The 15,467-nt window shown below is 62.0% G+C and carries 11 protein-coding genes and 1 pseudogene; 2 read left to right on the top strand and 10 right to left on the bottom strand.

Annotated features, from left to right (window positions below; genetic code table 11):
* Both RH864_RS12870 and RH864_RS12865 read left to right on the top strand, forming a co-directional pair.
* A pseudogene (locus RH864_RS12870) lies at positions 1-459 on the top strand (hypothetical protein); the annotation flags it as partial.
* A 295-nt stretch (positions 460-754) separates the two neighbouring features.
* Positions 755-913 (top strand): hypothetical protein, encoded by a 159-nt coding sequence (locus RH864_RS12865; RefSeq protein ID WP_310517952.1) that lies wholly within the window; start codon positions 755-757, stop codon positions 911-913.
* A 276-nt stretch (positions 914-1,189) separates the two neighbouring features.
* Here RH864_RS12865 and RH864_RS12860 read toward each other — a convergent pair whose 3' ends face one another.
* The 10 genes from RH864_RS12860 to RH864_RS12815 form a co-directional block, all read right to left on the bottom strand.
* The gene (locus tag RH864_RS12860) at positions 1,190-1,414 is read right to left on the bottom strand and encodes a hypothetical protein (RefSeq protein ID WP_310517951.1); all 225 of its coding nucleotides are present in this window, start codon (positions 1,412-1,414) and stop codon (positions 1,190-1,192) included.
* Positions 1,415-1,925: 511 nt separating this feature from the next.
* Positions 1,926-3,131, bottom strand: coding sequence for a hypothetical protein (locus RH864_RS12855; RefSeq protein ID WP_310517950.1), 1,206 nt, complete (start codon positions 3,129-3,131; stop codon positions 1,926-1,928).
* A 62-nt stretch (positions 3,132-3,193) separates the two neighbouring features.
* The gene (locus tag RH864_RS12850) at positions 3,194-4,006 is read right to left on the bottom strand and encodes a GIY-YIG nuclease family protein (RefSeq protein WP_310517949.1); all 813 of its coding nucleotides are present in this window, start codon (positions 4,004-4,006) and stop codon (positions 3,194-3,196) included.
* 26 nt (positions 4,007-4,032) lie between these two features.
* Complete coding sequence (locus RH864_RS12845; RefSeq protein ID WP_310517948.1) at positions 4,033-5,715, bottom strand: ATP-dependent helicase; 1,683 nt, start codon at positions 5,713-5,715, stop codon at positions 4,033-4,035.
* Entirely contained in the window at positions 5,716-7,323 is a 1,608-nt protein-coding gene (locus RH864_RS12840; RefSeq protein WP_310517947.1) for an ATP-dependent nuclease, read from the bottom strand.
* Positions 7,320-8,045 carry a M48 family metallopeptidase gene (locus RH864_RS12835; RefSeq protein WP_310517946.1) on the bottom strand — a complete coding sequence of 242 codons (726 nt, stop codon included), beginning with the start codon at positions 8,043-8,045 and terminating at the stop codon, positions 7,320-7,322. The genes RH864_RS12840 and RH864_RS12835 overlap by 4 nt, the downstream gene beginning before the upstream one ends.
* Positions 8,032-11,118 (bottom strand): type I restriction endonuclease subunit R, encoded by a 3,087-nt coding sequence (locus RH864_RS12830; RefSeq protein WP_310517945.1) that lies wholly within the window; start codon positions 11,116-11,118, stop codon positions 8,032-8,034. The genes RH864_RS12835 and RH864_RS12830 overlap by 14 nt, the downstream gene beginning before the upstream one ends.
* Positions 11,115-11,864, bottom strand: coding sequence for a TIGR02391 family protein (locus tag RH864_RS12825; protein WP_310517944.1), 750 nt, complete (start codon positions 11,862-11,864; stop codon positions 11,115-11,117). The genes RH864_RS12830 and RH864_RS12825 overlap by 4 nt, the downstream gene beginning before the upstream one ends.
* Positions 11,861-13,000, bottom strand: coding sequence for a restriction endonuclease subunit S (locus RH864_RS12820; RefSeq protein ID WP_310517943.1), 1,140 nt, complete (start codon positions 12,998-13,000; stop codon positions 11,861-11,863). Before RH864_RS12820 ends, RH864_RS12825 begins: the two co-directional genes overlap by 4 nt.
* A gap of 14 nt (positions 13,001-13,014) precedes the next feature.
* The gene (locus tag RH864_RS12815; RefSeq protein ID WP_310517942.1) at positions 13,015-15,459 is read right to left on the bottom strand and encodes a type I restriction-modification system subunit M; all 2,445 of its coding nucleotides are present in this window, start codon (positions 15,457-15,459) and stop codon (positions 13,015-13,017) included.
* Positions 15,460-15,467 lie beyond the last annotated feature (8 nt).

Raw genomic sequence — 15,467 nt, 5'->3', positions numbered from 1 at the left:
CATCCACGCCGCGAGTTAGCGACCCAGGCTGGAACCGAATTCGTGGGGCAGGTCAACCTGTCACCGGTCCGTTCCTCACGCCCAACCCAGCTCAACCGACTCCGCACCCACTACAACGAACGCCGCCCCCACCGCGCCCTCAACGGCACCACCCCAGACCAGGCATACCAAGCAACCCCGAAAGCGCTACCCCCAGGCAACCGCGAAGGCCACTACCGACTCCGCTACGACCACGTCGGCAACAACGGCAAAATGAGCCTCCGACGCGCCGCCCGCATGCACCACCTCGGCATCGGCTCCCACCACCGCGGCAAACGCGTCCTGGCCCTCATCGACGAAACCACCGTCACCGTGATCCACCTCGACACCGGCGAGATCCTCAGCGAACACACCATCCAACCGAACCACAGCTACTGGAGAAACCAACTCCAACCACCCGGCCGCTGGCCCCAGAAATGACAGATGTCTCGCGACATATGAGACACATGTCGCGAGACATCACAATGGTGGATCTGAGGGGACTCGAACCCCTGACCCCCTGACCCCCTGACCCCCTGACGGGGTGCATCGTGGCGGGCGCGCACGTGTTTGGTTGTGGATGCCAGCAAGTATAGGGAAGAACGAGGTGATCGAGGGTGGGTCGGCTTGGCGTTCGTCGCCGTCAGATGCAGTTGTTTGTGGCTGAAAAGAGCCCCAAAAAGGCCCAGGGCCCGCGACCGCGCGACAGCAGTGTGGGCAACGCGCCAGCGACGACGTGATCGTCATCGAAGACGGCGACGCGATCCTCGTCGCCGATCTCGACGGCACCATCCCCATCGAGCACCCCAGGCCGGCACCGGGCGTGAAGTACGTCGGCAACGGCAGACCCCTCGGCCGACGACCCAAGAGCATCCCAGTATCACCGATGTCCTGATGCAGAACTGTCGCCGATGTCTTGATACATCACGCCGCGAGACTGGCAGCTCGATGGGAACGAAAGCCAGGTCGATTCAGTCGCTCCTTTCAAGTCCCCACTAGTGATCCGGCGCCTCGCAGGGTGAGTCGCGGACGTGATCGCCTCTCGACGTCAACCATTCTCCCGGCGCGAGACCTCCTCCCGGGATAACGAATACTGCGACCATGTCTGCATTGGGCTGATCGTTCACGAGGAGATCGAACTTGACGACGTCTCCCTTGTCGCCGCGCGGAGCTAGACGCTGTGGGGTGTTGACCGGCGCGCGGATTCCTGCGCCGAGGACTTCTCGTAACCCTCAGCCGGTTCGGGGGCCGGACCCGGCGTCCCTTCGATGACGCCCGGCACGTCTGCGATGTGGCCCATCGCGACGCGAGTCCATGATCGCAGCAACTCGGCGGTTACGTAGCCGTCGGTCGGACCGCCGATCCAGTACGGCGCGATGATCCACACGCCGCGCATGCGCCAGCCCGTCCTCAGGCTGTCGCTCGCTGCGTCATCGAGCTTCGAGAGTTGCCAGGATTCGACCCCATGGCGGGCGGGTCGCAACAGGTCGTCGCCGAACTTGGGGGGGGGTTCATGAAGATCGTGTGGGCGAACGCGTTGCGTGTATTGTGCCCGGCGTCAGCGGTACTCAGCACATCGAGCGCGATTCTGCGAAAGTCCGCGGGCACCTGTGCTGCGGTTAGTGCCTTTCGCAGCTTGCCGAACAACCGCCCATAGGAGGACTTGTCAGGATCTAGCAGCCCGACCGCTTGCAGCCGACGCCACAGCATCCGGGTGGGTCTGCTGCGCGCGTAGGTGACATCTTGACCTGACCCACACGTTGGGTTCCAGTCGCGGTCGTTAATTGGCAGCGCGGACGCCGTCGTAGCGCCTTCCACAGCCGCAGCAAAGCACGGTCTCGAAGCCTCAGCTCTCGCGTGCGACTTGCCCCACCGCTCGGCCGGCTGTACCAACGACAGCGAATCGACTACGCGCCGGGCCTGGACCCAGGCTTCGAAACCAGCGCGACAGCCACCCCAGCGGCTGCGGCGCCGATCAGCGCCTTCTGACTGAGCTCCTTGCCTGCGGTAGCGCGCTGTTGAGGGTCGCGCAGTGCCTCTCGCCAGGGCGTCACACCAAGCGTTTCGCGACTCGACTCGATTCCGAGGGGTGCGTGGAAGTCATCAACGGCTGCCGCAGTTGAATTGAGTGCTCCAATCACCGAACGTGCCGCACCGACATGGAGGATGATGTGTTCATTCGCGATGCCACCAGCGGCATCCATCTGCGCCATTAGGCGAGACGTTCGCTCGACTACAGCGGACTGCCGCTGCTCTCGGGCGGCCGCAACACCAAGCCGGTGACCCTCAAGGTTCTCCGGGGCTGTGGCAAGCACGTGATCAATCTCGACGACGCGGAACTCATCTTGGAGCTCGAAGCATCGCGCCAGGATCGCGAGCTGGACCGCCACCTCGCGTTCGATCTCGCGGGTGGCCTTCTTCAGTTCTCCGGTCTTCCGCTTGCCCTCGACCTTGTCGGCGAGGGCGCCAAGCGCGAGCAACGCCTCCTCCTGCACATTAAGGATCGACTCGGACACCCCGCTGACTTTGTCCCACGTCGTCTTGGGGTCTCCGCCATGCGCCCGTAGCACCATCGCTTCGTCGATCGCTGCTGCTGAGCTCCTCATCCTGGCGAGCACAGCGTCGCGCTGCGCGCGGCGCACGTCGTCGAGCTTCTCGTCGAGGCGAACCAGCAGTTCCTTCAGTTCGCGCGCTTCCGCCTGCTGTGCAAACTGACTCATGAGTCCGCCGATACCGGAGAGCACTGCAGGGTTGGTCAGGAGCGAGCCTGGACCATCCTCTACCTGGAGCCACTTGAGCGAGGTCTTGCCTGTTTCGCCGAGCATCGCGTGGCTGATGCCCTTCGTCTTGGTCTTCATCAGCCCGCCCGCGTCCTTAAGCCGCTGGGCGGACTCGGGCGTGAGCTTCAAGTACAAAGCTGACTGTTCGGCGACCTCGGCAGCCGTCTCCGCAATGCCAGATCCTGCTTTGAGTAGCGGACTCAGCTTGCTGATGCTGAAGTCCTGCGCCCCACTGAGGAGGCCGGCATGCTCAAGAAATCGCTCAACCGCGGAACGCTCGCCGGCGACGATGGCCCCGTCGCCGTCGCTGACGATCTCAACTTCACCGGTCATCAATCGTTCCCTTCGCGCTCACGTGCAAACCTATCGGGGCGGACCAACGCCGTCGCACACCGCTAGTTCCGGTTCAGCCCGTGCCGGCGAGTGTCCAACGCCACCTTGAAATGACCCTCGGCCGCATCCACCACCTGCGTCGGCGTCGACGGGTCGAACACGCGCAGCAGCGAGTACCGGAAGGTTGACGGATCGAGGCCTCGAAGTTCGACGTTGCCGCCGTGGCCGTTGGTGGCATACGCGTTCCATCGCTGCCGGATGCTCTCCTCGCCGTCGGCCTTACCGACGTAATGGCGTCCATCGCGGGTGTCGGTAATCAGGTAGACGCCCGTGACTGAAGACAGTGCGGTACGCCAGGAGGCGTAGCGATGCTCGCGCACGACCGCTTGGAGCTGGGCGTAATCGAGAACGAGGCGGTCAAAGCCTGGGAACGGCACCGGCTCCGCGTCGGCGATGCCCATCACCGGGTAGCTCGCCGCCGTGGTGGCACGCATCCACCATGTGCGCGGCGACCTCCATCCGATGACGAGGCGTCCACGCAGGTCGGCCATGTGCTCGGACTCGACCATGTCGAAGATGCGGCGCACACCGTCGTTGGAGATCTCGCCGCCGTTCTCGACCACCGCCCACAGCCGCGCTTGGTCACCGCCCTCGCGGATGAAGACCACCCAGTACCGAGGCGGCAAAGCAGGGAATCGTCTCGTGTCGACCTGCTGATTCCGGGTGTAGGCCAGGATCTCCTCGTCCGTAGAGTCAGCGTGGATGCCTGGCAGGCCGCTGTCCTCGTGCTCGCGGACGTAGGCGTGGCGGATCACCAGCGCGTCCGACGGGTCGATGCCCGCATCGAGCAGAATCGGGCCGAGTGACAACGCCATATGCAGTATTCCTTCTGTGCTTCGATCTAGCGGGCAGTGATCGCGGCCCAATCAGCCGTCTTGAACCACTGAACAAGACCCTGAGCGTCGAGCGGCTTTGCCGCCCCTAGTTGAGTCAGGAACGACGAAGCTGGCCGATTCTTCGGGTTCCCCGAATTCGTCGGCACCGACGCGGCTCGGCTCACGATGACGCCGTGGCGCGCGCGGGATATCATGACCGACAACACTCGCGCCTCCTCGGTCTTGTCCTCGGCACTTGTTGCCCGGAAGTCTGGGATGACGCCTTCCTCGAGACCCACGATCACGACCCAATCGAACTGCTGCCCCTTCCCGACGTGCCCTGTGAGCAGATGCACCCCTGGTGCTGTGATCAGCGTCGTCTCGTCGCCGACCTGGATCCGAGCGCGGATGTCGGTAGCCGTTGTTCCCTCTTGGAGGAGGTCGTGGCACCAGTGCAACGCGTCGAGCAAGCTCTCACGACCGGTCGGCTCCGCGACCGACTCGAACCCAGATGCATCCCGGAGGAATGCAACCTTGTCGGAGGCAGCGTCGTAACCGCGGGCGTCGAACCGACCAAGCATGGACTTCATGATGCGGGCGGTATCCGTATCGAGGACTCCATCGTTCCACCGGAAGAACGGCACGCCAGCCGCCGTTAACGCTGCTTCGACGAAGCGGCGCCGGCCAAGAGTACGCGCGATGATGCCGATCCGTTGCCCCGGAACGCGGGATACAAGAGCCTGAGCAACCTTGGCCACCCATTGACCTTCTGCGTCAGCGGCTTGATGCGCCACGGAAGCGGCCAGCCCGCCACCCGGCCATGAAGCGGCATCGGCGCATGACAGCGCAGTTCCGACCGTCAGCGGCGCCATCGCGTTGACCATCGCAAGTACGGCGGGAGACGATCGATGTGACTCGGAGAACTCGATTACCTCGGTGCACTCGGCGCGAATGGCAGCATCAATCTCCCGTGGCTTGGCGCCAGCGAAACCGTAGATTCCTTGCGCCAGGTCCCCCGCGAACGTCGTCTGCTTGTAACCGATTCGATTGACTATCCGGAGCTGCTGTGGCGTGAGGTCTTGGAACTCGTCGACGACCAGACTGCCGAAGTGCGCTCGGTACAGCTCGGCGACAGCATCATTAGCGAGTATCAGCTCGGCCATGCGCGGCAGGTCGTCGTAGGTGAGCCGTCCTTCAGAGACACGCTGGCGCTCGATGGCAAGTGCCGCCTCTCGTCCCGGCGCACTGAGGTAGACCTCCACCTCGGCGTCCGTTCGCGGCTCCTGCTTTGCCTCGCGAAGCGTCGTCTGCACTGCCGCTGACGTGTTGAAATCGAAGTTCTGGGCCCGGCACTGTGCGCCGACCCAGTCGCCGTCCGGGATGATCATGTCCGGGTCAAGTCCAATTACGTTGGCATGCGCTCGGAACACGCGGGCGGCCAGTCCATGGAAGTTGGTGATCGAGACCCGCTCGCGAAGCACGGCCGGAGAGAGGTAGTCCTGTAGGCGTTCCCGGATGTTGTCGCGGGCTCGGTTTGAGAAGGTGGTGACCAGGATCTTCTGAGGAGCCCGCACATCCTCACGCTGGAGCAAGCCTTGGATGCGAAGCGCCAACGCCTCGGTCTTGCCACAACCCGCAGGCGCGATTACGAGGAGGTCACGAGCTGCGGCGTCGCGGATCGCGAGCTGCGACGGTGTCGGCTTGATCATCTACGGAGCAATTTCCGATAGGAGATAATCGATGCTCGTGATCGCGGAGGCGTTCGCAGCTGTGAGGATGGGCAGCACCGACAGTGCGGCTCGCACCTTGCGCTTGCCTACCCGGCAGAAGGCTGCGACATCAGCATCGGTGTACGTGCCTGCGGGCCCGTTCGCAGTGCAGTTCGCCAACTCGTTCTTTGAAAAGTGGCCACCACTAGCGAGGGCAGCCTGGACGTTCGTTCCGCCAAGCGCCCGCACGTACTCGTCTTCAAGATCGCGCTGCGAGGTGAACACCGAGCTGGTGCGGAGATCGGCCACGGCAATGCCAAGCGCATCCGCCACCTCCTGCTCCGCATCAAGGTCGATGAGGCGAGACACCGCCAAGTTGAATCCGGTCGAGCCGAAGAGCTTTGCGACGGGACGGATCTCGCTCGCGCCGTCGGTCTCGATCACCGAGACGCCGAGACGATCCAAGTTGCGATCGGTTAGATCAGCGACCCGCTCCAGAATGATGCGATCGGACAGCCCTTCAACCGTCACCACTCGAGTCGCCGTGAGCGGCTCGAGCTTGTCTCGTACCCACCACTTAACGAAGGTGCGTTCGTCGGCGGCGAGGAAGCCAGCGCTCGGCTGGACAACTGTGCCACCAGGGCGGACCACCACGATCGAATCGGCGTCGAACGCGCCGACTATGTCCGAGGAGTGCGTCGCGAGAACCTTCTGGTTGCTGCTGGCGCGTAGCAGCCGGGCAAGGCTGCGCTGCGAGGTGGGGTGAAGATGAATCTCGGGTTCATCGATTCCGACAACGTTTGCACCGGCACTCATCAGGTCGTAGAGGGCGATCGCGTAGAGCGCGCGTGTTCCGTCGGACTGTTGTGACAGCTCGTGTTCCACGCCACCCTTCGTGACGCGCAATCGGACATCGCTCAGCACATCGTCGTCGGCGGACGCACCGCTCACAAATGAGAGGTCCTTCTCGGCGAGCTTTTCGGGGAGGGCCTTTGAGAGCTGGCCCGCGAGCTGTGTGCGCAGGTCGCCAAGCGTCGTGGAGTTGTTCAAAGCGTCTTGAAAGCTCGTGGCAATGGCGTCGAAGCTTGCCTTCTCACCGCCGAGATCGACAGCGCGCAGCATCTCGTCGAGCGCTGACCGACGGTCATCGCGGAGATCGCGAGTTTGAGCTGTCGCGCTAAGGAACTTCCAGCCAAGTCCAGCGATCTGGTCGCGCGACAACTGACGGCCCGTGCCGGCGTGCGGTCCAATCCGGGTGATGCTGAGGGACTCGCTGGCGTCGACCGACGCCGTCAGCTGGATCGATAGCGACCGGTCGTTTGTGGCCGGATCGACGTAGATCTCGTCCACGAAGAGCGCCATCTCCTCCTTGGAGAAGTCGACAAGCTGCACCTCGAATCGGAGCTCCTTGCTCGCGTCGCGGAAATCCTCTACGCCAAGGTTCGAGTAAAGCTGGGCGGTGCTGGCGCCGAGTACCAGATCGAGCGCTCGGAGAAGCGATGACTTGCCGACATCGTTCGCACCGACGAGCACAAGGTGGTCGCGAACCTCGATCTCGGTGTCGTCAAGTCGGCGATAGTTCTCGAGTTCGATGCGCGTCAGCTTCATGCCGTCCAATCCTCTTCCGCGAGCGGTGCACCGTTGAGTTCCTCCCGGCGCACGCGCCAGTCGGGTAGGTTGCGGTCCATCAGTGCGGTGAATCGGGCTCCATGGTTGCCGTCGAAATAGTGGGTGAGCTCGTGCACCACGATGTACTCAAGGCAATCCGGGTGCTTCTTGGCGAGCTCAACGTTGAACCAGAGGTCGCGGGTCTCGCGGTTGCACGAACCCCACTTGGTCTTCATCTTTCGGATCGTCCACCTCGGGACAGTCACCTCAAGGCGTTGTTCCCACTTGCTGATGAGGTCGGGCAGAGCGGATCGGAGTTGCTCCCGATACCACCGTTCGAGATAGGCGCGGCGCTGCTCAACCGAGGCGTCCGGCGCCACAAAGAGCGCAAGCCGGTCGCCATCGACCTCGACATGCGCGCGTCCAGGCCGCTCGACTACTTTCAGGCGCTTTCGAAGGCCCCATACGTAGTGCGATTCTCCCGTGATCATCTCGCGGAAGGACTGTCGCTGAGCACTCTGAAGCTCCTTACGCTGGCGCCGAATCCAGGCCAGTCGTTGGATCACCGCCAATCGGATGTGCTCGTCGTCGAAGCTAAGTGGGGCAGCAACGCGGACGCGACCGGCAGGGGGGTAGACACCGACGTGGAGATGCTTGATGTCCTTACGGACGATATCGATGTCGAGTCCGCGGACAGTGAGGTAGGCGCTAGCGGTACTCATCGCGAGACCTCACGAGATTGAAGACCGTTTCCAGACGGTCGTCGCCGTCGGGCAGCGACCGGGCGATGGCTTGCTTGACTTGCTTTCGCTTCATTGGGTGGTCAACCCAGTCATGCTTCTTCACGTTGCGCACTGCGGAGTCGACACTTCGCGCGAGGTCCGCATCGTCATCGAGCGTGTCGATGAGCGCCTTCTGCCCGCCGTGCTTCACCCACGTTGGGTAGCTCTTACCGGTGTCCTTGCGACCGAGCTGCTGCGCGGCGTCGAGGATCGTGGCGAGGTAGGCCTCGTAATCGAGCGCCTGCTTGCGGCGTTCTTCGAGAATCGCATCGAGCAGCTCGCTCATGCGGTCATAGAACTTCGGGTTCAGCGCATGCTCATCGATGATGACCTTGCGCATGTTGTTGACGATGGTTTCGGCGACCGCGTCCTTGCTCTTCTTGACGCCGGGCGGGAGCCTGTCGATAGCGCCGGGGCCCAGCTTCACGATCAAGTCGATAAGTCCAGTGTCCTCGAAGTTCGACACCACCTGCGAGGCACCAGCCTTGATGTAGGTGTCGAGCAGAAAGCGCATGTCGGCTTCGTACGCCTTGAAGTCAACGTCTTCGCCGGCGGCGAGCTTCACCTCCGCACGCACGTCACTGTAGTGGGAAATTTCCTTCCGGACCTTCTCGACGTCGGCCGGGCTATAACCCGCCTCAGCCATGTCATTGGCGATGTTGGCGAAGGCGCGCGTGACCGCTGAGACCGCTTTGTAGAGCTCAACGCGCTTCGGTTCGTTAGCCTTAATCTGGTCAGAGTTTCCCGCCTCTTGAGCGACGAAGTAGGCGCGGTACTGATCCGTCCCCTTGGGCGGAAGCACCGGCTCGCAGAGCGCGCGGATCCGCTCAAGGGCGTCCTCGAGATCGTCTTGGGCCTTGTCAATGCGGTCGGTCAGCAGACCGTCGATGTCTTGCTTCTCGTAGCCCTCAAGCGCGCCGGAGGTGTAGTCGTTGATGGCGCTCTCAAGCGAGTTGAACAGATCCCGGTAATCGACGATGTAGCCGTAGTCCTTGTCGTCGCCGTCGAGACGGTTAACACGGCAGATCGCCTGGAAGAGGCCGTGGTCTTGCATCTTCTTGTCGATGTAGAGATAGGTGGCGCTCGGCGCGTCGAAGCCTGTGAGGAGCTTGTCCACCACGATGAGCAGCCGCATCTGGCCCGGCTCTTCGATGAACTGCTTCTTAACCGCGGACTCGAACTCTTCGACGCGCCCCATGGCGGCGTCTTCGGCCTCGTCGAAGTAGTCGGCCAGCATGCGGCGGTAGGTGTCGTACTGCGCCAGCTTCTCGGTCTTCCCCGCGCCCGCGTCCTCTTTCGAGATTTCGGTGACGTTCGGCTGGTAGCTCGTGACGATGGCGCACTTGCCCTTAAAGCCAGCCGCGACGAATAAGTCGTAGAACTTGCATGCCTGGTAGATGCTGGAGCCCACGAGCATCGCGTTGCCGCGGCGATCCATCAAGCGCGGCTTGGTTTCCATGTCGATCAGGATGTCCGCGACGATCTGCTCCGCGCGGGACTTGCTAGAGACAACCTTCTGCATGGTGCCCCAGCGCTTCTTGAGCTCAGCGCGAGAGAGGTCGGTCATGCCCTTGGTCTTGACGTCGAACCACTTATCGACGTGGGCCGGAGAGGTCAGGCCCTGATCGATATCGCGCGCTTCGTAGAGGAGGTCGAGCACGACCCCGTCAGTTACGGCCTCGTCGAACTTGTAGGTATGGATGAACGAGCCGAAGGTCTCGATGCTGGTCGCCTTGTCGGCCTTCAGGAGCGGCGTTCCGGTGAAGCCGATGAACATGGCGTCCGGCAGGAGTTGCTTCATAGCACGGTGCATCTTGCCGGACTGGGTGCGGTGCGCCTCATCGACGAAGACGAAGATGTTGCCCTTGGCGCGGAAGTCCTTCGGAAGCGCAGCGTTGAGTTCGGCAATGTAGTCGTCGGCGTCGGCGTCCCCGTCGTCGGTGCTATCGCGGAATTTGTGAACGAGTGACCCGATGAGCCACTCCTCAGACGTGTTGAGCGTGGCGATGAGATCGGCGCCGCTCTTAGTCCGGTAGATGGACTCGTTGACGCCTTTGAAGACCTTCTCGATCTGCTCGTCGAGTTCGGTGCGGTCCGTGATGATGAGTACGCGGGGATCAGTGCCGACCTGGGACTCGCGGATCCACTTGGCGAGCCAGACCATCGTCAGGCTCTTGCCCGACCCTTGGGTGTGCCAGATGATGCCGCCCTCGCGCCGCGCGATGCGCTTCTGCGCCGCCTTGACGCCAAAGTACTGGTTGTGGCGCGGGCCCTTCTTGACTCCCTTGTCGAAGACGATGAAGTCGTGGATCAGCTCGAGGAGACGGTCCTTCGCGCACATCTGCAGGAGTGCCCGATCGAGCGGCGAGTCGACGTCCGATTCCTCCTTCCACTCCAGCCAATACTTCTCGGGCGTATCAATGACGCCGTAGCGCAGCCCCTCGGCATCGTTGCCGGCGAACAGATACTGGACGGTCGAGAAGAACGGACGGATGAAGTCTTTGCTCTGATTGCCGATAGATTGCCGAATACCTTCGGTCAATGACACCTTGGAGCGCTTCAGCTCAATGATTCCGAGCGCAAGGCCGTTGACGTAGAGAACGATGTCCGGGCGCTTGGTGTGGTGACCGAGTACCGTGACTTCCTCGGCGATGGCGAAGTGATTGGCCGACGGAGTCTGCCAGTCGATAAGCCAGATCGTCTGGGTCGATTCGCCGGCCGCGGCCTTGACCTTCACGCCGTAGCGAAGCAGCTGGTAGACGTCGCGGTTCGCCTCGTAAAGGTTGTGGCCGACCCCGACCGCGGCGGCCTTCTCAAGCTGATCGATGGCGCGGCTGATGAGCACCTCGTCGTAGTTCCGAGCGCGCAAGTTCTGACTGAGGAGATCGGCCTCGATCCCGTTGGTCCGGTTGCCGTCATGCCAGTCGCCGAGATACTCGTAGTCGAGCTGCTCCGTGAACAGCTTCACAACGCGGTCCTGCGCCTTCTTCTCGATCTGTCCGACTGTGCTCATGATCCTCCCCCTGCGTGCTCCACCACTGATTCATCTACCCAACGCGCGAGCACGCTCAGCGCCGCCAGGTACTCGAGCGCCACCTGCTCGGTGAGCTCCTGGTCCGCCTCATGTGAGAGGGGATTACGGATTCCCGCGAACACACCCTCGGCGAACGCCATCGCCCCGCGCTGCACCGAGCGATACGTGTCACGGTCCTCCGGCGGCATACGACGCAGGCGCGCCTTGCCTGGCTTCGCTTCGTCGAGCGAGAAGGACTGCTTGAAGAGGTCTGTCTCGCTCACGTCGCGGCGACCGACCTTGTTCTGTGTTTCTGCGTTCAGCTTGGTCACGGCATCACGAACGGCCTGTACATAGTGGCCTGACTGCCAGAGCGAACGGGCACCACTCCAGATCGATCGGTGCAGGTTGGCGGCGGAGATCTCAGGCGCGTCGTCGCCCAGGTTCTGCCAGATCTCCTCGGCACGGACGAGTTCCGCGCGCGCGCGAATCGCGGCTTCACGATGGCGCGTCCAGCGGTTGTTCTTAGAGTTCTCGATTTCGGTCCGCCAATCTGGGATCACGCGGTCGAAGATTCTCTCGACCACCTGGGCCTGCTTGGCTACCTCTGCATCCGGGGCGGCCGTGTAATTGCGCGCTGTGATGACGACCGCGCCGCCGCTCGAGCTGCTACTGGTGCGCATCACGGTCTGCACAATGAACTTGTCTAGCTGCTCGATCGCCCAGTCAGTGTTCAGGACTCTCATTCCAGCGCCTCCACGGGGAGGCGCGCGCGGCCTGTGAGAAGTTGCTGCATCATGCCTTGCTTGATGACGCGCGCCTTCTCTAGGCGGCCCCGGAGCAACCGCAATTCTGCCTCGGCATCGTCCATCGCATCAACGATTGCTCGTTGCTCATCAACCGGCGGAACCTGAAGGAGAAAATTCTTGAATGTGGGCAGTCGAAGCGAGTCAACGGTCGCCTTTACGCTGTTCTCCATCGCGTGGGCTCCGAAGTATTGGCGCATGAAGTGGTAGATATAGCGACCACTCACATCTGGTGCGAAGCCACTAATCATGTAAACGCGCTGGTGAACCTCGAACTTGCCGTCGACGTAATGGAAGATGGATCCAATACCACCCTCACCAGGCACGAGGACGGCTTCACAGTCATACGAGTAGGAGTTGATCCGCTCGACCGTTGCCGATCGGACGAAGAACGGGTACCTACCGCTGGCCACCTTGTCCTGGTTGTTCCGCGACCCAGTTTTGATTCGCGCCACCTCACCGAGAGTGCACTCGACCCGCATCCCGGTATAGCTGGGAAGGCGGGTCTCGCCGGTCAGGAGCTGCTGCATCATGCCCTGTTTGATCGCCTGCTTTTTTGCGATGAGGCGCTCCAGCGCAGCGATAAGGTTGTCGGCGTCATCGAGTGCCTGGCCGATCGCGCGTTGTTCGGCCCAACCCGGCACCGACATCCGGTACTCGGCGAGTTCCTCACGATTGATCTTAGGGATGCCGCTTCGCGCGGAAACGCTGACAGCGAAGTTTGTGAAGTCGTGCCCAAGGAGCGAGTGCAGTATGAACGAGGAGTCCACGCCACGACGAGGCGTGAGCGGGTACATATCTGCGCTGCAGAGGGCTTCGAAGTCGCACCTATACGCCTTCTGCAGGTATGGACGAATCTTGCTGTAGATGACTTCGCCGGGCCGTACGAGGTACTTGCCGCTAATGGCTCCCTGCGCCGATGCAGACACCTTCTTGATCAGCCGACCCGTCCCGGATGCGAGGTGATCCGGCGCAATCAGTGGCAACTCTCGATAAGGGGACACGCGGGGATCGACTTGACCACTCTTGATCGTCACCAGGTCGAACAGAGCGGCGTCATACCAACCATGGGGCATAGCCGCAGCGCCCACTATCTGACCCCCATTGCAGCGAGATGGCCTGCGACCTTGGCTTCGAGCTCTTCCAGTTCAAAGTCGAGGTCCGCGACGGTTGCGGCGTAGCGCTCGCCGAGTTGCTGAATGCGTGCCACGAGCGCGAGGGTCAGCGCGTTGACTTCGCCGTCGATCTTCGTCGCGACTGCGGAGTGCCACTTGTCATCAAGCAGAAGCTCCTGCACGTCGCTGTCAGTGAGGGCACCGTACTGACGCAGCGTCAGCTCGTCGAGTCTTGTCTGAGCGTCCTTTGCCGCCTTCTTCGCGGTGGCTTCAGTGCCGTAAAGACTGATCAGATGGTTCAGTGCGGTGATCTCTTCCTTGTCGCCTGAGCCCTTGATCGCGCGCAGGCGTCTAGCTGCGAGCACTTTTGAGATCTTCTCGTCATCCATGGCCTCGGCAAGCAGGCCGTCTTCGACAGCGTGCTCTTCAACGTACTCTTCGACGGCGCGGGTAGCATCGTCCGCGGCAACTTGGAGCTCTTCCACCTTCGCCCGTTCGGCAGCAAAGTATCGCGACACGACGAGGGCCGGCGGGATGAGATCCATCTTGAACTTTTTCTTGGCACGCCCGCTGCCGATCTCCAGGTCTGCGTCCTCGGTGAGCTTCCGCTCCTTGTCCTCGATCGCCGCGCGAGGCTTGGCGGCGCTTGCCCACGAACCTCCGTTGCCCAGCTCGGTCATGAGCAGATACACGTCGTCGTGCATCGTGTCGTTCCAGTACCTCATGAGCTGCTGGTAGACGTCGTATTCGTCGAGCAGAGGCATGTCCTTGAACCGAGCGAGCAGGTCGTCGCCGAGAACTCGAATCAGATCGTTGGGCATGGTCTCGGCATCGATCGTGAGGAGCACCGAGAGGTGCGCTTCGAACCACTCATTGACGACTTTCTCGACGTCGGCGCGGAGGAACTCGAGCCCGCTGCGATTCAGTGCGTAATCTTGCACCTCGGACGGCTCGACTGTGAGCTTCGAATAGCCCTCGCGGAGCGGCTCGAAGAGAGCATCCTTCAGAGCGGGTAGCGCCTCCCAGTAGTGCTCCAAGGCGTCGATGTCGCGGTTCGGGATGCCGCCGTGGATGTGTCCGGAGAGATCCTGAATATCCTCGGGCTCGGAACTGTCGATATAGCGCGGGATGTTGAGGTTGTAGTCGTTCTTCGGATCAGCGATCTCGCTGAGCGGCACCATTCGCGAGTAGCCGTTGATCGGCAACTGACGGTTGAACGTATCGACGATCTTGTGGATGTCCTGATCGCGGAGGCGATTCTTATTGCCGTCCTTGATGAACCCTTTACTGGCATCCACCATGAAGACACCCGTCCGGCTGACCGCGTTCTCCTTGTCCAGGAGCACGATGCACGCGGGGATTCCCGTGCCGTAGAAGAGGTTCGCCGGCAGGCCGATGACTCCCTTGATGAAGCCACGCTTGAGCAGCTCACGCCGGATGTTGCCTTCGGCGTTCCCGCGGAACAGGACGCCATGCGGCAGGATGACGGCAGCCTTCCCCTCGGACTTCAAAGAGGCCAGTGCATGAAGGAGGAAGGCGTAGTCGCCGTTCTTCTCGGGCGGCATACCGTACTCGAACCGCCCGTAGTCCTCTTCAAGTCCGTTGTTCCATGACTTGATGGAGAACGGCGGATTCATCACGACGTAGTCGAACGTCTTCAGGCTCTTGCCGTTAGTGAGCTGCGGATTCGTGATGGTGTCGCCCTTGAAGATCTCCGCCGTCGCGTTGCCGTGGAGGATCATATTCATCCTGGCGAGGGCCCAGGTTGCGTTGTCCTTCTCCTGGCCGTAGATCGTCATCCCGCGAGGAGCCTCCGCAGCAGCCTTCAGGAGCAGAGAGCCAGACCCGCAGGCCGCGTCGTAGACGGTCTCGTCCTGACTGGTGGAGCTGCCGATGCCGACGACCTTCGCGAGCACGCGCGAGACCTCAGCCGGCGTGTAGAATTGCCCCTTGCTCTTGCCTGATTCAGTGGCGAAGTGGCGCATGAGGTACTCATATGCGTCGCCCAGCAGGTCGTCGCCCTCCGCCCGAGAGCCGCGGAAGTCGAGGTCCCTGAAGATGGTTACGAGCTTCGACAGGCGGTCCTGCATCTCCTTGCCATTGCCGAGCTTCTCCGCATCGTTGAAGTCCGCCAGGTCGATGACGTTGCGCAGGCCGTTAGCATCGGCCAGCTTGCCGATGATCTTGTTGAAGCGGTCGCCGATTTCCTTGTCGTTCTTGGCGGCGAACATGTCATCGAACGACCCACCCTCGGGTACCTCGATGAGGCTGTCGGGATCAGATGCCGCCTTGTCCGAGACGTACTTCATGAACAGCATCGTCAGGATGTAATCCTTGTACTGGCTGGCGTCCATACCGCCACGAAGCTGGTCGCAGCTTGCCCAGAGAGAGCTGTACAGGTCCGACTTCTTGAGAGCCACTACCACGT

Source organism: Agromyces aerolatus, assembly GCF_031432255.1.
GTDB lineage: Bacteria > Actinomycetota > Actinomycetes > Actinomycetales > Microbacteriaceae > Agromyces.
The sequence above is the reverse complement of the archived record's forward strand: the minus strand, read 5'-3'. Positions and strand labels throughout refer to the sequence as shown.